Raw genomic sequence first — 16,908 nt, 5'->3', positions numbered from 1 at the left:
GTTCACGGACGCGGCGATTCCTGGAATTCGGCGAGCCGCTGCAGCAGTTTCACGGCCGACGCGAGCTCGGCCTGCTCGGCCTCCGACAGTTGCGCGTGCAGCGCGCGGAACAGCCAGTCGTCCTTGGCCGCGCGGTTGGCCTGCAGCGCCTTGCGGAAACCGGGCGTGAGCGCGATCAGCGTCTGCCGGCCGTCGGTGGGATCGGGCTCGCCGCTGACGGCGCCGAGCGTCTCGAGCGTCGCGACCGTCACGCGCATCGACTGCGGCCGCACGCTTTCGGCGCGCGCGAGCGCCGACACGGTCGCGGGGCCGTCGCGGTCGAGCCGCAACAGCACCGATTTCTGCGATGACGTAAGGTCGTTCGGGTGGATTTGCTCCCGCATCCGCCGCATCAGCTTGCCGACCGAGATGCGAAGTTCGCCGGCAAGGCCGGCCAGCGGGAGCGCTTCGGAGGAAGGCAATGGCGTGTTCATGAAATCAAGATAGCAGATATACAGTCAAACTGTACAGTTTAGCTGCGTATTTCAAGCTGTAAGGATCGCCTCGTCGCATGTGCTCGAAAGCCAACGCTATACGTCCCGCTCGGCTGCACAAGCCGTGCTCTGCGATAATGCGGGCTCCCCATTTCCGCTCCGCCGCCCGCCATGACGCAGCCGTCCGCCCCGCTCTCCACCGACCTGCCGCCGATCTCGTGCCTGCCCGGCGACGCGCTGCCGTGGCTGCCGATGAGCGCCGACCTGCCGGGGCTGGCGATCAAGTACCTGCACATCAATGCGGCCGAAGACACACTCACCGCGCTGCTGAAGATGCCGGCCGGCGGCACGCTGCCGCGCCACCGTCATGAAGGCGAGGTGTTCGTCCATACGTTGCAGGGGGCGTGGCGCTACCGCGAATACGACTGGGTGGCGCACGCCGGCTCGACGGTGCTCGAACCGGCCGGCTCGGTGCATACGCCGGAAACGCTCGGCGCGCCGGGTGAGGACGTGATCACGCTCAACGTGATGCGCGGCGATCTCGTGCTGCTCGACGATGACGGCCGCGAGACCGCGCGCGAGAACTGCCGCGTCGCGCTGCTGCGCCAGCGCAAGCATGCGCGTACGGCACCGGACGACGCCGCGCCGTTCGTCACGCGCTAAGGCAGGCGCTAACGCGGGCGCCACCGTCGCGTCACGGTCCGCGTGGCGCTCGCGCGCCCTGTCGACCGGATGGCCGCCGGTGCGCGTCGCCGGCCGCCCCGATCGTCACCGAAAGCGCCGGAAAAACGTCCGAATATCGTCGGCCAGCCGATCCGGCTCTTCCATCGCCGCGAAATGGCCGCCGCTCGGCATGTCGGTCCATTGCACGACGTCGAACACGCGTTCGAGCCAGCTGCGCGGCGGACGGCTGATTTCCTTCGGAAAGCGCGCGAACGCGACGGGCACCGTCACGCGTTGCCCGGCCGCGAAGCGCATGGGCTGCAGGCGGTTTTCCCAATACATCTGCATCGATGAGCCGATGCAGCCGGTGAACCAGTAGAGCGAGATGCCGGTCAGCAGCGCATCGTGCGAAAACCGCCGTGCGACATCGCCGTCGCAATCGCTCCACGCGCGGAATTTCTCGGCGATCCACGCGGCCAGTCCGGCCGGCGAATCGTTGAGCGCGACGGCCAGCGTCTGCGGCTTCGTCATGTGCACATGCGCGTAGCCGCCTTCCAGCGCGGCCCACTCGCCGCGCTGCGTCACGAAGGCCCGTTCGTCGTCGGTCAGCGGCACGGCCGCGTCGGCCGGAGGTTCGTAGCTGCCGGGCAGGTAGTTCAGATGGATGCCGTCCACCCGGTCGGCATGCCGCGCGCCGAGCGCGATCGACACGCCTGCGCCGAGATCGCCGCCTTGTGCGCCGAAGCGTCGATAGCCGAGGCCGGACATCAACGCCGCCCAGCAGTCGGCGACCTGCAATGCCGACATGCCGGGTGCCGTTGGCGCGGGCGAGAACAGGAAGCCGGGCAGCGACGGGACGACGACATCGAACGCGTCGTCAGGATCGCCGCCGAATGCCGCCGGATCGCACAGGCGCTCGATCAACGCGGCGAATTCGAACACGGAGCCCGGCCAGCCGTGCGTGATGACGAGCGGATAAGGTTTCGGTCCCGCCCCACGCCGATGGATGAAGTGCACGCGCTGCCCGCCTGCGTCCGCGACGAACTGCGGCAACCGGTTCAGCGCACGTTCCACCGCACGCCAGTCGAAGCGCTCGGCCCAGTACTCGGTCAGTTCGCCCAGCCACGCGCCGTCCACCCCCTGCTGCCACGGCTCGGCGGGCGTGAGCAACGACGGGCGGCGGGCGCGCAGGCGCCGACGCAGGTCATCCAGCGCGTGATCGGGTATCGCAATCTCGAACGGCTCGGCGTGCATGGTGTCTCCTCGCGAAACGTGCCGGAGATTCTGCGCGATTTTTCCGACGCGCGCTGGCGTCCCGCGCCCGCGGGCATCAGCCCGCTTCCCGCTCGTCCGCACGCGCGTCGCGCCGCATCGCCTGCGGCGGGACGCCGAACCCGCGCACGAACGCCTCGCGCATGTGGCGGCGGTCGCGAAAGCCGTTTTCCTTCGCGATCACGTCGAGCGAATGGCGGCTCTGCTCGATCATCAGTCGCGCGCCCTCCAGCCGCAGCCGCTCGATCGCCTTCGCCGGCGACTGCCCCGTTTCGAGCGTGAACACGCGGCTGAACTGGCGCGGGCTCAGGTGGACGGCTTCGGCGAGATCCTCGACGGTCAGCGCGCGGCCGAGATTCTGCCGCGCGTAGTTCAGCGCGTTCTGGATCCGGTCGGATTTCGGTGCGAGCTCCAGCATTTCGGAATGCTGCGACTGGCCGCCGGCGCGCCGCTGGTGCATCACGAGCTTGTGCGCGACCGAGCGGGCGGCATCGGCGCCGAGATCCTTTTCCACCATCGCGAGTGCGAGGTCGAGGCCGGCCGTCATCCCGGCCGACGTCCAGATCGGGCCGTCGACGATGTAGATCCGGTCGTCCTCGACGCGGATCTCCGGATAGCACCGCTGCATGTCGCGGCCGAACGCCCAGTGCGTCGTCGCGCGGCGCTGCGCGAGCAGCCCGGCTTCGGCCAGCACGAACGCGCCCGTGCAGATGCCGGCGATCCGCCGCGCGCGTGCGTTGGTGCGGCGCAGGAACGCGACGACGCCGGCCGGCGCCGGCGAAGCGAGCGGATCATTGACGCCCGCGACGATCCACGTATCGACGGCGATCCGCCCGCGCAGCGCGTGCGTGGCGACCGGCAGCCCGAGCGACGAGCGCACGTCGCCGCCGTCGACCGAATAGATGGCCATCCCGTAGAACGGCTCGCTCATGCCCATGTTCGCGTACTCGAACACCGATTGCGCGGCGAGCGCCATGATCTGGAAGCCGTCGCTAATCAGAAAGCCGATGCGGTGCATGTGGGTTCTCCCGTCCCGGGCGAAGGGGTCGACCCGATGTCCTGAATCATACCCATCTACGTCATTTGTGTCGCAACGATTCGAGACCAGAATGGCTTCACGCCATCCGGCCATTTCCCTCGAAACGGAGCACATCATGACGCAAGCACATCGCGGTACCGCCCTCATTACCGGCGCCTCGTCGGGCATCGGCGCCGTCTACGCGGACCGCCTCGCGCGCCGCGGCTACGACCTGATCCTGGTCGCACGCAATCGCGACCGCCTGGCCGCCCTCGCCGACCGCATCACGAACGACACGCAGCGCAGCGTCGAGATCATCGACGCCGACCTCAACGACCGCGCGGCACTCGCCGCCGTCGAGGCGAAGCTGAAGCAGGATGCGAGCATCACGCTGCTGGTGAACAACGCGGGCATCGGCACGCACACGCCACTGCTCGACAGCGACATCGATGCGATGACGCGGATGATCGACCTCAACGTGACCGCGCTCACGCGCCTCACCTATGCGGCGGTGCCCGGCTTCGTCGCCCGCGGCAACGGCGCGGTGATCAACATTTCGTCGATCGTCGCGATCTCGCCGGAAACGCTGAACGGCGTGTACGGCGGCAGCAAGGCGTTCGTGCTCGCGTTCAGCCAGTCGCTGCATCACGAACTCGCCGACAAGGGCGTGCAGGTGCAGGCCGTGCTGCCCGGCGCGACCGCCACCGATTTCTGGCAAACGGGCGGCCTGCCGCTCGAGCACCTGCCGAAGGAAATCGTGATGTCGGCGACCGACATGGTCGACGCGGCGCTGGTCGGCTTCGATCGCGGCGAACTCGTGACGATCCCGTCGCTGCACGCGGGTGACGAATGGGCCGCGTACGAGGCCGCGCGCCGCACGATGGCACCGCACCTGTCGGCCGATACGCCCGCGCCGCGTTATTCGACGGCGGGCTGACCACGCGACGCTCGCAGGTCGAAAGCAATCGCCGTTTCGAAGCCCGGGAGGTGCTGCGGAACACGGTGATACGTGGCGAATCGCCCGTCATCATCCGAAGTTCGGCGGCACGTTTCCGGGCATCTGCGGATTGATGAATTCGTCCGAGGGAACGCACACCGGATTGTTTCCCGATCGGCCTGGCGTCCCGCCGCCCCGTTGCTCGACATATTCGGGACGGATCGTGTAGGCTGGCGCCCCTGCCCCTACACACCCCGACTCGCCATGGACAATGCCAAACGAACCGCGCGCATCGCGTCAGTTCTTCTCGTCGTCGCGCTCATCGAGCTGCTGGCGCTGCTGTTCGGCTATGGGTTCGCCAGTTCGATGGACGATCCGTACATGGGCCTTCGCGTGTTCATCACCGCGCTCTTCTGGGCGGCCGGCCTGTCGGCCATCGGGGTCATGGCGGCAATCGCGTGCCTGTCGATCGACCAGCAGGCGCGCGGCGGCACGATCAACTGGGCGCTGGCGCTGCACGGGCTGATCGTCCTGCCCGGGCTGTTCATGTCCTTCCACTGAACCGCACCGCCGAGCCGCACCGCCACCGCCCGCGTCACGCCGATTCCGCACGCGGCGCCGCCCGCACACCCACCAGCATCGCGACTGCGCACGCGGCCAGCAGCGCCGCGATCATCAGCATCGCCGGGTCCATGCTGCCGGTTCGGGTGCGGATCAACCCGACGAGCCACGGCGTGATCATCCCGCTCGACACGCCGATGCTGCTGATCAGCGCGATCCCGCCGGCCGCGCCCGCGCCGGAGAAATACGCGGACGGCACGGCCCAGAACACCGGATGCGCGGCGAAGATCAGCATCGCCGCGACCGACAGCAGCGCCATCATCGCGACGATGCTCGACAGGTGCAGCGTCAGCAACGCGAGCGCCACCGCGCCGCCGAGCACGCATGCCGCGAAGTGCCAGCGCCGTTCGCGCCTGCGATCGGAGCGCCGCGCGATCGCGATCAGGCCGGCCGCGCCGATCGCATTCGGCACCACCGACAACAGGCTGATCTGCACGACGTCGTGAATGCCGAATTCGCGGATCATCAGCGGCATCCAGAACAGCAGCATCAGGAGCGCGGTGGTCAGCGAGAAATAGATGAATGCGAACAGGTAGGTGCGCGGTTCGGCCAGCACCTGCCGCAGCGAATGCGGCGCCGGCGTCCCGGCACCGGCGCGGTCGGCGGCGAGGTCGGCCGCGAGCCGCTGGCGGTCGGCGTCGGACAGCCAGCTCGCCTGCTCGGGGCGATCGCACAGCCAGAACCAGGCCATCACGCCGAGCAGGATCGCGGGCGCGCCTTCGATCGCGAACATCCACTGCCAGCCGTGCAGCCCGAGCACGCCCGACATCCCGCGCATCAGCCAGCCCGACAGCAGCCCGCCGACCATCCCCGCCACCGCGACGCCCGCGTAGAAGATCGACAGCACCGACGCGCGCCGGCGTGCCGGATACCAGTACGTCAGGTAGAACACCACGCCCGGAAAGAACCCGGCCTCGAACAGCCCGAGCAGGAAACGCAGCACGTAGAAATGCTTCGCGCTGTCGACGGTGATCATCGCGACCGACACCGCACCCCACAGGAACATGATCCGCGCAAACGTGCGGCGCGCGCCGAAGCGGCGCAGCAGCGCGTTGCTCGGCACCTCGAACAGCACATAGCCGACGAAGAACAGCACCGCGCCGAGGCTGTACATCGCATCGGTCAGGCCGAGATCCTGCCGCATCTGCAACTGCGCGAAGCCGATGTTGCTGCGATCGAGGATCGACACGATGTAGCAGACGAACAGGAACGGCACGATTCGCGCACCGATGCGGCGGTACAGCGCGTCGTCGTCCGTTGAAGCGATACCGGACGCGACGGCACGCGCGGCGTCCGCTTGAAGAGGGGCTGACATCGATCGTCTCCTCGCTGGGTTCGGGTACGGGACTCACACGTCGTGCCAGTCGCCGCCGCCCGCGAGCAGCGACCGGCCGTGGCTCGCTCAGTCGCGCGGCGCCGCTTCGCCTTTCACGCCGAGCATCAGCGCGACGCCGCTCGCCACCAGCAGCGCGGCCAGCAGATACACGGCGAGATCCATGCTGCCGGTGCGCGTGCGGATCATCCCGATCACCCACGGGCTGACGATCCCGCTCGTGATCCCGATGCTGCTGATCAGCGCGATCCCGGCCGCGGCGGCGTTGCCCGACAGGTAGCGGGTCGGCACCGCCCAGAAGATCGGCAATGCGGCGAAGATCAGCGTCGCCGCGACCGACAGGCACGCGAGCATCGCCGCGAAGCTGTGCAGATGCAGCGTCAGCGCCGCGAGCGCGAGCCCGCCGCCGATCGTGCAGCACGCGAAGTGCTTGCGCCGCTCGCCGGTGCGGTCCGAACGACGCGCGATCAGGATCAGCCCCACCGCACCGACCGCGTTCGGCACGACCGTGTACAGGCTCACGGCCACGACGTCGGTCACGCCGAAGTCGCGGATCATCAGCGGCATCCAGAAGTTGAGCGTCAGCGACGCGCAGGTCAGCGAGAAATAGATGAACGCGAACAGGTACACGCGCGGGTTCGCAAGCGCCGCCACGAGGCTGCGCCCGTCGTGCGCGTGGCCGTGGCCGCGGCCGTCGGCGCACAGCGCGGCGACCCGCGCCTTTTCATCGGGCGTGAGCCACGTGGCGTCCTGCGGCCGGTCGACCAGCAACGTGAACGCGACGAACGCGAGCAGGATCGCCGGCGCGCCTTCGATCGCGAACATCCACTGCCAGCCGTGCAGCCCGAGCACGCCGCTCATGTCGCGCATGATCCAGCCCGACATCAGGCCGCCGAGCACGCCGGCCACCGCGACGCCCGCGAAGAACACCGAGATCGCGGCCGCGCGCCGGTTCGCGGGGAACCAGTAGGTCAGGTACAGCACGATGCCGGGAAAGAAGCCCGCTTCGAACACGCCGAGCAGGAAGCGCAGCACGTAGAAATGCGACGGCTGCGACACGAACATCATCCCGGTCGACGCGATGCCCCACAGCAGCATGATCCGCGTGAAGGTGCGGCGCGCGCCGAAACGCGCGAGCAGCAGGTTGCTCGGCACTTCGCAGAACACGTAGCCGACGTAGAACACCGCGGCGCCGAGGCCGTACATCGCATCGCTGAAGCCGAGATCGTGCTTCATCTGCAACTGCGCGAAGCCGATGTTGATCCGGTCGAGGAACGAGATGACGTAGCAGAGGAACAGGAACGGCACGATCCGCCACGCGATCTTGCGGAACAGCAGCGCGTCGTCCGTGGCGGCGGAAGCGGAAACCGAAGCGCTCGCGTGCGCGAGCGTCGCTTCGGCGGGAAGCGATTGGGGCATGTCTCTCTCCAAACAGGCTGCGCGATTCGAGCGCGCAGCCGTCTCCCAGGGCGTACGTGCGCCCTGCTTTCTTGTGAGATCGGATACGGCGGACGGAAAGCCGGCAGGAAGCCGTGGCCCGTCGCCGCGTCAGAAAAAAGGCGGAGCGCCCTGCCGGACACCCCGCCTGTGCAAGCCGCTCAGTCCTGCAGCGCGGCCCACATTTCCTTGTCACGCTGCGCGGTCCAGATGCGCGGATGCGTGATGCCGCTCGCTTCGTCGAAGGCACGCGACACGTCGAACGGCAAGCAGTGCTCGTAGATGAACACGTGGCCGAACTTCGGATCCATCGCTTCACGCGTGAGCGCCATCGACGCCTTCAGGTCGAGCTTCTGCTCGACGGCCTTGCGGCCCTGCGCGAGCAGCGTCGTGACGAAATCCTTCGTGTAGTCGAGGCCCTTGTTCACGTCGGCCGGGTTCAGCAGCGCCGGGCCGCGGCCCGGCACGAGCTTCTCGGCGCCGAGCGCGCGCAGCGCCTCGAGGGTGGCCGGCCATTGTTCGAGCTGCGCGTCGCCGCAGTAGCACGCGGCGTCGTATTCGACGAGGTCGCCCGAGAACAGCACTTTCTGCGACGGAATCCAGACGATCGTGTCGCCCTTCGTGTGGCCCGAGCCGACGTGCATTATCTTCACTTCGAGCTTGCCGAGGAACAGCGTGATCTCGCGCTCGAACACGAGCGTCGGCCAGGTCAGGCCGGGCACCGTCTCGACACCCGCGAACAGGCGCGGGAAGCGCTCGATCTCCGACTTCATGTCGGCCTCGCCGCGCTCGACGATCATCTCGTACGTGCCGCGGCTCGCGATCACGTGCTGCGCGCCTTCGTCGAAATACGCGGACGCGCCGAGCACGCGCACCGCGTGGTAATGCGACAGCACCACGTGCTTGATCGGCTTGTCGGTCACGCTGCGGATCTTCGCGATCAGGTCCTGCGCCATCGCGGGCGTCGCGGTCGTGTCGACGATCAGCACGCTGTCGTCGCCGATGATCACGCCCGAGTTCGGGTCGCCTTCGGCGGTGTACGCGTAGGCGTTCTCGGACAGCTTCGTCCAGGTGACTTTCTTCTCTTCCAGATCGGCTTGGGAGGCGAATGCTTTGGCCATGTTGCGTTCCGTGGCTGCGAGCCATGTGTTGAGGGGAGTGAGCGGATCATCTTCCCGCGCCGGATATTTGTCAATGACAAAGTCGCTTGCTATTGTCTAATACGGGTAAACCTGCGGGCTGGCGCGATAAATGGCGTCGGATACCATGCGGGGTTTCGTCAACGGAAGAATCATCGCGTGCAGAACCACGAAGTCAGCGCAGACGACGCGCCGCCCAAGGCGCAGCGCGGGATCCAGAGTGTCGAGGTCGGCGGCCGGCTGCTCGACGCGCTCGCGCGCCGGCGCAAGCCGCTCGGCCTGTCCGAGCTGGCCGCGGCGGCCGACCTGTCGACCGCGCAGGCGCACACCTATCTCGTCAGCCTGACGCGGCTCGCGCTCGTGAAGCGCGATGCGATCACCGGCAACTACGAGCCGGGCCCGTTGTCGCTGCGGCTCGGGCTGATGTCGATCGAGCGCCAGCCGGCCTATCGCGCGGCGCTGCCGCACGCGGCGCGGCTCGCGGAAGCGGTCGGCCTGAGCGTCGCGCTGTCGGTGCCGGGCGTGCTCGGGCCGACGATCGTGCGCATCGAGCACGGCGGCTATCCGCTGCACGTGAACCTGCATGTGGGTTCGGTGATGTCGCTCGACACGACGGCCACCGGCCGCGTGTTCCGCGCGTTCGGCGATCCCGCGCAACTCGATGCGATGGCGGCCAGCCAGGCCGGCGCGGGCGCCACGCTCGCGGGCGCCGAGCAGCCCGCGCCGGACGCCGGCGTGCCGCAGGCGGAACTCGACGCGATCCGCGCACGCGGTATCGAGCGCGGCGTCGACCTGCCGAGCCCCGGCGTCAGCGCGATGTGCGTGCCGGTGTTCGACGCGCAAGGCACGCTGCAACTCGCGTTGACGGTGATCGGTTCGACGGGCTCGATCGACGTCGACTGGGACGGCCCGATCGCGGCGGCGTTACGCGACGCGGCTCGTCAGGCAACTGCATCGCTCGGCGCGGCGCACGATGCGCCTCCGCCGGCGTCCACCTCGACGCCGACCGCCCCGCGCGTGCCGCCCGCACTGGCCGACGATATGAAGACGCAGCGCGGGATCAATGCCCTCGACAGCACCGGCGAGCTGCTGCTCGCGCTGGTGTCGGCGGGCCGCGCGCTGCCGCTGCGCGATCTCGCGGCAGCCGCCGGCATGCCGGCCGCGAAGGCCTTTCCGCATCTCGTCAGCCTGCAGAAGATCGGCCTGCTGAGCCGCGACGACGCCGGCTGCTTCGGCGGCGGCCCGCTCGGGCAGGCGCTCGGCCTGATCGCGATGCAGCGCGTGTCGCCGACACGCGACGCGGAAGCCGAAATCGTCGCGCTGGCCGGCGCGACCGACATGAGCGTCGCGGCCGCGACGCTCGGGCCGCTTGGCCCCACGGTAATCCGCCTGGAGGAATCGGCACGACCGCAGCACGTGAGCCTGCAGGTCGGCACGGTGATGTCGCTCGTCAATACGGCGATCGGACGGATCTTCGCGGCCGGCATGTCCGACGACGTGCTGGCCGACCTGCTCGCCAACGAGCCCGTGCGCCTCGCGGGCCGCGCCGCCGCGCCGGTCGACGCGGCCTTCCGCGCGCGGCTCGCGACGATCCGCGCGGACGAACTCGATTTCGCATTCGACGCGCCGGTGCCGGGCATCGGGACGGTCGCCGCGCCCGTGTTCGATCACACCGGCAGCATCCGGCTCGTGATCGCGATCATCGGCTCATCGCGCGGCTTTCCGCGCGGGCCGGACAGCGACCTCGCGCAGACGTTGCTCGCCGCGACGCGACGGCTGTCGTGGCGGTTCGGGTGGATCGGCGGATAGCCGCCCCCTTTTTCCTCTTCTTCCCCCCGCCAGACCGCGCCGCGAGGCGCAGCCTCGTCACGCCTGCGCGCCAGGCCTTTCCGGGGGGGGGGGGGGATGGCCGTACTAAATGACATCGCTATGAAGCCGTGTGCGACCACCATTCATGTTGCATCGCGGCAACATAAACCGTCAGGAATTCCCATATAACGAAATCGCATTTCACAAAGCGGAGGTGTTTCGCTATGATTGGGGTTATCCCTAACTCGCCACCTATATGGGGCATCGTCATGCAAACGTCTAACACCTCCGACCGTTCCACCGAATCCGCTGGCTGGCTCGCACGTATGGGCGAGCTGATTGCAGAAGCTTGGGCACTCCACCTCGAGAACTGCGAAGTCATCGCTGAAGCACACGCACGCCTGCCGCGCTGAGCGCGGAATGGCCGGCCGCCAGCCGGTTGGCCCCACGATACCCTGCCTGATCCGCTTGCCCGGACGCGCGCCACGAGGCCGCCGCGTCGGGCAACGGATTGCAAGGCAAGTCGTCGGAAACAGGCCGGGTAGTCCCGTTGAATGCGCGCCGTGTTTCAGGCGCGCGTTGAAGTCGCCTTGAAGTTGCTTTAAAGCCGATGCCGGCGCCGCGATCAACCTCGGCGCGGTTTTGTCTGCCGGTTGCCCGGGCAGGCAGTTGTTATCTCGCCAGCGCGAGCGGAAGATTCATCCGCGTTGCGGACCCAGGCGCCGAACCCCGCCTGATGCCTGCCCCCTCTCCCGATTGCCGGCTTGCTCCGCGCAAACGCGCAGCCTCATGCGCCGTCGTTTCAACGACGGCCGCACACGCTTCCCCGTCCCCCATCACACCTGAATCGACGGCACGTCCTTCATGCAGCGCAGTGCGAACATCGAGCGGCTGTGACGGATGCTCGAAATCTTGTACAGCTTTTCGCGCAGGAACCGCTCGTAGCCGGCCGTGCCGTCCACCGCGACCTTGATCCAGTAGTCGTACTCGCCCGACACGAGATAGGCCTCGAGCACCTCGGGCAGCGCCGCGAGTTCCTCGCCGAAGCGCGCGAGCGCGTCGTCCTCGTGGCGATCGAGCGTGACTTCGAGGATCACGATGTCCGCATAGCCCAGCTTGCGCTGATTGACGAGCGCGACGTAACCGTCGATGTAGCCGTCCACCTCCAGTTGCCGCGTGCGATTCCAGCACGCGGTGGTCGACATGCCGATCTGTTCGGCCAGTTCGGCGTTCGACAGACGCGCATTTTTCTGCAGGGCGCCGAGGATCTTGCGGTCCTGGCTATCGAGCGTTTTCGGCGAGCGTTCACGTGTGGCCATGGCAAAAAGAATCATCTACTGGAAACCGGGATTCTATCTGAACGACATTCCGGATATGTGTCGGTTTGTGTGGAAAAGCGGAAGCCTTTTAATCCGGCCCCTTGATATATTTTTACCCATGCCTGCTGTCCGGCACGTTCCCGCGACAACCCTTCGCACCGGGACGCACGGCCGCAATCACGAGTTGCGGTGCCGGCCGGCAGGCATGCGATTCCCCGCCGCCCGCGCGCCTATCCGGCCGCGCGGCTTCGGCGCCCGTGTTCCTGTTCCTGCCCTACCCGTCATGTCGTTCAGGCTTTACCTGTCGTTTCTCGCGGCTTCCGCCGTTCTCGTCTACGCCCCCGGCCCCGTCAACCTCCTCACCATGAACCAGGCGCTACGCGCCGGCTGGCGCCGCGCGCTGCCGTGCGTCTGGGGCGGCACGCTCGCCGTGCTGCTGCAACTCGCGCTGACCGCGCTGTGCCTGAATTCGCTCGTGCATCTCGACGAGCGCGCGCTGACCGTACTGCGCTGGGCCGGCGCGGCCTACCTCGTGTGGCTCGGCTGCAAGCAATGGCTCAGCCGTACGCCGGCCGGCGCACCCGCCGCCTCGGCCGGAACGGCCGCGCCGGACACCGACTCGCACCGCGCGCTGTTCTGGCGCGGCGTGGCGACCTCGGGCCTGAATCCGAAGACGCTGCTGTTCTTCCCGTCATTCTTCCCGCAGTTCATCAGCCCCAACGCCGACTGGAGCCTGAACCAGCAGTACCTGCTGCTCGCGGCGACGTTCGCGGTGCTGTTCGCGGGCGGCGTCGCGTCAATGGCGCTGTTCTCGCACCGGCTGAGCCGCGCGCTGCAGCGGCCCGCGCGGATGCGCGCGATGAACCGCGTCACGGGCGGCCTGCTCGTCGGGATGGGCGCGATCATGGTCGGCTGGAACTGAAAGGGGCCGGGCGGCCGGCTTCATCGCGGCCGCCGCAACGCTCCTCGAAAAAGCAGCCGATTGCCGAATGCTTTAGGGTAGCGGCTGTTTCGTTGGACATGCCCGGCCAGCCGGGCGACTGGATGAAGCTTCTCACTTCCCGCCTGCGGCGCCTGTTCGCGCCGATCGGCCTGCACTGGTATCTCGCTCTCCTCCTCGCGCTCGACGCGCTCATGGTGCTGCGCCCCGTCGTCGAGCATGCCCGGCTCGGCGTGCATCACGCGTGGCTCGCCGATGCGCTGAACCTCGTCGACAACGCCGGGCTCGTCGTGTTGCCGCAAGTGGTCGTCGCGGCCGGCCTCGCGACGATGGCCATCGGCATCGTGCTGCGCGCCCGCGTCGCGTGGGTGCTGTCGATCCTGCTGCTGGTCGCGGCCGCCGCGATCAGCGTGCTCGGCGGCTATCGCAGCCACGCGGTGTTCGTCTACACGGCCGTGCTGGCCGTCGCGCTGCTGTACTACTGGCGGCACTTCGACCGCGCGAGCGTCGCCGCGAGCAGCCTGTTCGCGTTGCTGAGCATCGTGTCGCTGCTGATCTACGCGACCTTCGGCGTGCTGTATCTCGGCGACGAATTCACGCCGCCCGTCCACGATCTCGCCACGGCCGTCTATTTCTCGATCGTGTCGATGTCGACGGTGGGCTACGGCGACATCGTTCCGCACGCGCCGACCGCCCGCCTGTTCACCGCGTCGGTGATCGTGCTCGGCATCACGGTGTTCGCGACGTCGATCAGCGCGGTCGTCGGCCCCGTGATCGGCGGCAATCTGAAACGGATCGTCAAGGGAGGCATTTCGAACGTGATCCGCAAGCATCATTACCTGATCGTCGGCGCGACACCCGTCGCGCATGCGGTGCACGACGGGCTGCGCAAGCGCGGCTACGCGGTGACCGTCGTCGTGCCGGCCGGCGTCGAGCACAACTATCCGGCCGCGACCGACCTGATCGTCGGCGATGCGACCGACCACGCGGTGCTGGAACGCGCCGGCGCGGCGACCGCGCGGGCGGTGCTCGCGCTGCGTTCCGACGATGCCGAGAACGCCTTCATCATCCTCGCGATCCGCGAGATCGCCCCGTCGGTGCGCACGGTCGCGCTCGTGAACCAGCAACGCAACCTCGAGCGGCTGCGCCTCTTGAAGCCCGACATGGTGTTCTCGCCGCAGCAGCTGGCGGGCGAACTGCTGGCCAGCACGCTCAACGACGAACCCGTCGACAAGTCGCTGATCTCGCACCTGCTGTTCGGCACGGCCGACGCCGCATGACCATGTGACCGCACGACCCTGAGCCCCGGATTGGCCGGTGCGTGCCCGGTACAATCGCGCGATGTCCGAATTGCTCACTTACGGCGGCCTGTTCGCCGTGTCGATGGTCGCCGCGACCCTGTTCCCGCTCCAGTCCGAAGCCGTGCTCGCCGGCCTGCTGCTCGCCGGGCGCGAACCCGTGTGGGCGCTGGTGCTCGTCGCGAGCATCGGCAACGTCGCCGGCTCGGTGATCAACTGGGCGCTCGGGCGCGGCATCGAGCACTTCCGCGAGCGCCGCTGGTTTCCCGTCAAGCCCGCCGCGCTCGCGCGCGCCGAGCGCTGGTATGCGCGCTACGGCCGCTGGTCGCTGCTGCTGAGCTGGGCGCCCGTGATCGGCGATCCGCTGACGATGATCGCCGGCGTGCTGCGCGAGCCGCTGCCGTCGTTCCTCGCGATCGTGACCGTCGCGAAAGTCGCGCGGTATCTCGCGATCGCGTGGCTCGTGACGCACTGACACCCGCTTCCCGTCGCCCGCCCGCGCGGCAGCCGCACCGGCTAACGTTGCCATCGACGACGCGCCGCTAAAGATTTCGCCGAAGTTGCCGTATTAACCGGTCGACTAGCGGTGACGCGTGCGTTCCGCCTCCTCTCCCTCCCCACTCAGGATGTTCCATGAGATTGACTCAATTGGGCCGGGTGAGCGTCGGCGCGCGTCTCGCGGCGCTGGCGTGCGCACTCGTCGCCGTGCTGTTTACCGTGTTCGCGTGGACGCTCGCCCATTTCGCCGGCCAGCAGCTGGCAGAAGAAGCACACATGCGGATCGTCGACAAGGAACAGTCGATCCGCGCGATGGTCGACCTGTTCGACAAGGCGCTGTCGGCCGAAGCGAACCGCTCGATGTCGCTGTTCGCGAGCTTCCTGCCGCCCGATTTCTCGCTCGACCCGGCGCGCACCGTCGACATCGGCGGCGTTGCCGCGCCGACCCTGCTCGCGGGCGGCCAGCCGCTCGACCTCGACTATTCGATTCCCGACCAGTTCCTGAAGAAAAGCGGCGCGATCGCGACGATCTTCGCGCGCGACGGCGACGACTTCGTGCGCATCACGACGTCGCTGAAGAAGCAGGACGGCGCGCGTGCCGTCGGGACGAAACTCGACCGTGCCGGCCCCGCGTACGCACCGCTCGTCGCCGGACGCAGCTACACGGGCCTCGCGAAGCTGTTCGGCCGGCCGTACATCACGCAGTACAAGCCGGTGACCGATGCGACCGGCCGCGTGATCGGCGCGCTGTTCGTCGGCCTCGACATCGGCGCCGAACTCAAGCTCGTCGAGGACGGCATCCGCTCGCTGAAGATCGGCGACAACGGCTACTACTTCGTGCTCGATGCGTCGCAGGGCCCGTCGCGCGGCACCTTCGTCGTGCATCCGGATGCCGACGGCCAGCGTGCCGACGACACGCGCGCGCCGTACGCGCAGATGCTCGCAACCGGCCAGGGGCGGCTCGCGTACACGTCGACCGACCCGGCCGCGCACGATGGCGGCCCGACCGCCAAATTCGTGTCGTTCACGACGATTCCGCAGTGGCAATGGCTCGTCGGCGGCATCGCGCTCGACGACGAACTGCTCGCCACCATGCGCGCCACCCGCAACCGCTTCCTGATGATCGGCGCGGTGCTCGTCGCGGCGTTCGCGACGCTGTTCGTCATCGTGGTGCGCCGCGTCGTGAGCCGGCCCCTCGATGCGGCGGCACGGGCGTCCGAACGCTATGCGGCGGGCGATCTCAGCGTGCGCATCCGCGATGGCGCGGCCACGCGCGGCCAGGCGGGCGACGACGAGATCGGCCGGCTCGTGCAGGCGGTCGACGGAATCGGCGACGGCCTCGCGCGGATCGTCGCGCAGGTGCGCAACAGCTCCGCGGACATCGCGCGCGGCACGGTCGACATTGCCGCCGGCAGCAGCGACATCGCCGCGCGGATCGCGACGCAGGCGAGCAGCGTCGAACAGACGGCCGCCAGCATGGAACAGATCACCGCCGCCGTGCAGCAGAGTGCCGAGCACGCGGCGCAAGCCAATGCGCTGGTCGCGGACGCGTCGGCCGCCGCGACGAACGGCGACGCCGCAGTGCAGCGCGTGGTCGCGACGATGGGCGACATCGGCCGCGCGACGCGCCGGATCGCCGAGATCACCGGGGCGATCGAAGGCATCGCGTTCCAGACCAACATCCTGGCGCTGAACGCGGCCGTCGAGGCCGCGCGCGCCGGCGAACACGGCAAGGGCTTCGCGGTGGTCGCGGCCGAGGTGCGCGCGCTCGCGCAACGCAGCGCGGCCGCGGTCAAGGAGATCGACGCGCTGAGCGCCGAATCGTCGACGACCGTCGAACAGGGCTACCGGATCGCGGAGGCCGCTCGCGGCACGATGCGCGACATCGTCGCGCGCGTCGACCAGGTCAGCACGCTGATCGGCGAAATCAGCGCCGCGTCGCGCGAACAGTCGACCGGTATCGAGCAGGTGAACCTGGCCGTCACGCAGATCGGCGACGCGACGCAGCAGAACGCGATGCTGATTTCGGATGCCGAACGCGCGGCCGTCGCGCTGCGCGATCAGGCCGCGCACCTGTCGGACGCGGTCAGCGTGTTCCGGCTCGAACGGAAGGCGTGACGGAGAACGGCTGGCCGGCGACGGCCGGCCCAT

The 16,908-nt window shown here is 68.5% G+C and carries 15 protein-coding genes; 8 read left to right on the top strand and 7 right to left on the bottom strand.

The window, feature by feature from the left end:
- Positions 1-2: 2 nt before the first annotated feature.
- On the bottom strand, positions 3-473 hold the full coding sequence (locus CFB39_RS24610; protein WP_089474794.1) for a MarR family winged helix-turn-helix transcriptional regulator: 471 nt from the start codon (positions 471-473) through the stop codon (positions 3-5).
- Positions 474-644: 171 nt separating this feature from the next.
- On the opposite strand from CFB39_RS24610, the gene CFB39_RS24605 reads away from it, so the two are divergent.
- Positions 645-1,136 (top strand): 2,4'-dihydroxyacetophenone dioxygenase family protein, encoded by a 492-nt coding sequence (locus CFB39_RS24605; RefSeq protein WP_047850045.1) that lies wholly within the window; start codon positions 645-647, stop codon positions 1,134-1,136.
- A 105-nt stretch (positions 1,137-1,241) separates the two neighbouring features.
- Here CFB39_RS24605 and CFB39_RS24600 read toward each other — a convergent pair whose 3' ends face one another.
- Positions 1,242-2,390 carry an epoxide hydrolase family protein gene (locus CFB39_RS24600; protein ID WP_089474793.1) on the bottom strand — a complete coding sequence of 383 codons (1,149 nt, stop codon included), beginning with the start codon at positions 2,388-2,390 and terminating at the stop codon, positions 1,242-1,244.
- Between the two features lie 76 nt (positions 2,391-2,466).
- Complete coding sequence (locus tag CFB39_RS24595) at positions 2,467-3,426, bottom strand: GlxA family transcriptional regulator (RefSeq protein ID WP_089474792.1); 960 nt, start codon at positions 3,424-3,426, stop codon at positions 2,467-2,469.
- Between the two features lie 136 nt (positions 3,427-3,562).
- On the opposite strand from CFB39_RS24595, the gene CFB39_RS24590 reads away from it, so the two are divergent.
- Together CFB39_RS24590 and CFB39_RS24585 are read left to right on the top strand one after the other, a co-directional pair.
- Positions 3,563-4,363: an SDR family oxidoreductase gene (locus CFB39_RS24590; RefSeq protein ID WP_089474791.1), complete on the top strand. Its 801-nt coding sequence runs from the start codon at positions 3,563-3,565 to the stop codon at positions 4,361-4,363.
- A 264-nt stretch (positions 4,364-4,627) separates the two neighbouring features.
- The gene (locus CFB39_RS24585) at positions 4,628-4,924 is read left to right on the top strand and encodes a hypothetical protein (RefSeq protein ID WP_089474790.1); all 297 of its coding nucleotides are present in this window, start codon (positions 4,628-4,630) and stop codon (positions 4,922-4,924) included.
- 34 nt (positions 4,925-4,958) lie between these two features.
- On the opposite strand, the gene CFB39_RS24580 is transcribed toward CFB39_RS24585, so the two are convergent.
- The 3 genes from CFB39_RS24580 to CFB39_RS24570 form a co-directional block, all read right to left on the bottom strand.
- Positions 4,959-6,299 (bottom strand): MFS transporter, encoded by a 1,341-nt coding sequence (locus CFB39_RS24580; RefSeq protein ID WP_089474789.1) that lies wholly within the window; start codon positions 6,297-6,299, stop codon positions 4,959-4,961.
- An 87-nt stretch (positions 6,300-6,386) separates the two neighbouring features.
- Complete coding sequence (locus tag CFB39_RS24575; RefSeq protein ID WP_089474788.1) at positions 6,387-7,736, bottom strand: MFS transporter; 1,350 nt, start codon at positions 7,734-7,736, stop codon at positions 6,387-6,389.
- 179 nt (positions 7,737-7,915) lie between these two features.
- Positions 7,916-8,875 (bottom strand): MBL fold metallo-hydrolase, encoded by a 960-nt coding sequence (locus CFB39_RS24570; RefSeq protein WP_089427583.1) that lies wholly within the window; start codon positions 8,873-8,875, stop codon positions 7,916-7,918.
- Between the two features lie 177 nt (positions 8,876-9,052).
- Here CFB39_RS24570 and CFB39_RS24565 point away from each other — a divergent pair, with 177 nt between their 5' ends.
- Positions 9,053-10,702 carry an IclR family transcriptional regulator gene (locus CFB39_RS24565; protein ID WP_089474787.1) on the top strand — a complete coding sequence of 550 codons (1,650 nt, stop codon included), beginning with the start codon at positions 9,053-9,055 and terminating at the stop codon, positions 10,700-10,702.
- A gap of 836 nt (positions 10,703-11,538) precedes the next feature.
- Here the strand turns inward: CFB39_RS24565 and CFB39_RS24555 are convergent.
- Positions 11,539-12,021: an Lrp/AsnC family transcriptional regulator gene (locus CFB39_RS24555; RefSeq protein ID WP_021159229.1), complete on the bottom strand. Its 483-nt coding sequence runs from the start codon at positions 12,019-12,021 to the stop codon at positions 11,539-11,541.
- Between the two features lie 283 nt (positions 12,022-12,304).
- Between CFB39_RS24555 and CFB39_RS24550 the strand changes: the two genes are divergently transcribed.
- The 4 genes from CFB39_RS24550 (at position 12,305) to CFB39_RS24535 (ending at position 16,875) form a co-directional block, all read left to right on the top strand.
- A complete protein-coding gene (locus CFB39_RS24550) occupies positions 12,305-12,943 on the top strand; it encodes a LysE family translocator (RefSeq protein WP_089474785.1) in 639 nt (212 codons plus the stop codon).
- A 122-nt stretch (positions 12,944-13,065) separates the two neighbouring features.
- Positions 13,066-14,241, top strand: a complete 1,176-nt coding sequence (gene kch / locus CFB39_RS24545; protein WP_089475656.1) for a voltage-gated potassium channel protein — start codon at positions 13,066-13,068, stop codon at positions 14,239-14,241.
- Positions 14,242-14,302: 61 nt separating this feature from the next.
- Positions 14,303-14,734: a YqaA family protein gene (locus CFB39_RS24540; protein ID WP_089427586.1), complete on the top strand. Its 432-nt coding sequence runs from the start codon at positions 14,303-14,305 to the stop codon at positions 14,732-14,734.
- A gap of 158 nt (positions 14,735-14,892) precedes the next feature.
- Positions 14,893-16,875, top strand: a complete 1,983-nt coding sequence (locus tag CFB39_RS24535) for a methyl-accepting chemotaxis protein (RefSeq protein ID WP_089474784.1) — start codon at positions 14,893-14,895, stop codon at positions 16,873-16,875.
- The last annotated feature ends 33 nt before the right edge of the window (positions 16,876-16,908 follow it).

The sequence above is a fragment of the Burkholderia sp. AU6039 genome, from assembly GCF_002223365.1.
Lineage (GTDB): Bacteria > Pseudomonadota > Gammaproteobacteria > Burkholderiales > Burkholderiaceae > Burkholderia.
Note: the sequence above shows the minus strand (reverse complement) of the source record. Positions and strands in the feature narration are given on the sequence as shown.

Coding starts and splice junctions, on each gene's coding strand:
- CFB39_RS24585 (WP_089474790.1), top strand. CDS start 4,628: ATGGACAATGCCAAACGAACCGCGCGCATCGCGTCAGTTCTTCTCGTC.
- CFB39_RS24535 (WP_089474784.1), top strand. CDS start 14,893: ATGAGATTGACTCAATTGGGCCGGGTGAGCGTCGGCGCGCGTCTCGCG.
- CFB39_RS24595 (WP_089474792.1), bottom strand. CDS start 3,426: ATGCACCGCATCGGCTTTCTGATTAGCGACGGCTTCCAGATCATGGCG.
- CFB39_RS24540 (WP_089427586.1), top strand. CDS start 14,303: ATGTCCGAATTGCTCACTTACGGCGGCCTGTTCGCCGTGTCGATGGTC.
- CFB39_RS24555 (WP_021159229.1), bottom strand. CDS start 12,021: ATGGCCACACGTGAACGCTCGCCGAAAACGCTCGATAGCCAGGACCGC.
- CFB39_RS24570 (WP_089427583.1), bottom strand. CDS start 8,875: ATGGCCAAAGCATTCGCCTCCCAAGCCGATCTGGAAGAGAAGAAAGTC.
- CFB39_RS24610 (WP_089474794.1), bottom strand. CDS start 473: ATGAACACGCCATTGCCTTCCTCCGAAGCGCTCCCGCTGGCCGGCCTT.
- CFB39_RS24605 (WP_047850045.1), top strand. CDS start 645: ATGACGCAGCCGTCCGCCCCGCTCTCCACCGACCTGCCGCCGATCTCG.
- CFB39_RS24550 (WP_089474785.1), top strand. CDS start 12,305: ATGTCGTTCAGGCTTTACCTGTCGTTTCTCGCGGCTTCCGCCGTTCTC.
- kch (WP_089475656.1), top strand. CDS start 13,066: ATGAAGCTTCTCACTTCCCGCCTGCGGCGCCTGTTCGCGCCGATCGGC.
- CFB39_RS24600 (WP_089474793.1), bottom strand. CDS start 2,390: ATGCACGCCGAGCCGTTCGAGATTGCGATACCCGATCACGCGCTGGAT.
- CFB39_RS24575 (WP_089474788.1), bottom strand. CDS start 7,736: ATGCCCCAATCGCTTCCCGCCGAAGCGACGCTCGCGCACGCGAGCGCT.
- CFB39_RS24580 (WP_089474789.1), bottom strand. CDS start 6,299: ATGTCAGCCCCTCTTCAAGCGGACGCCGCGCGTGCCGTCGCGTCCGGT.
- CFB39_RS24590 (WP_089474791.1), top strand. CDS start 3,563: ATGACGCAAGCACATCGCGGTACCGCCCTCATTACCGGCGCCTCGTCG.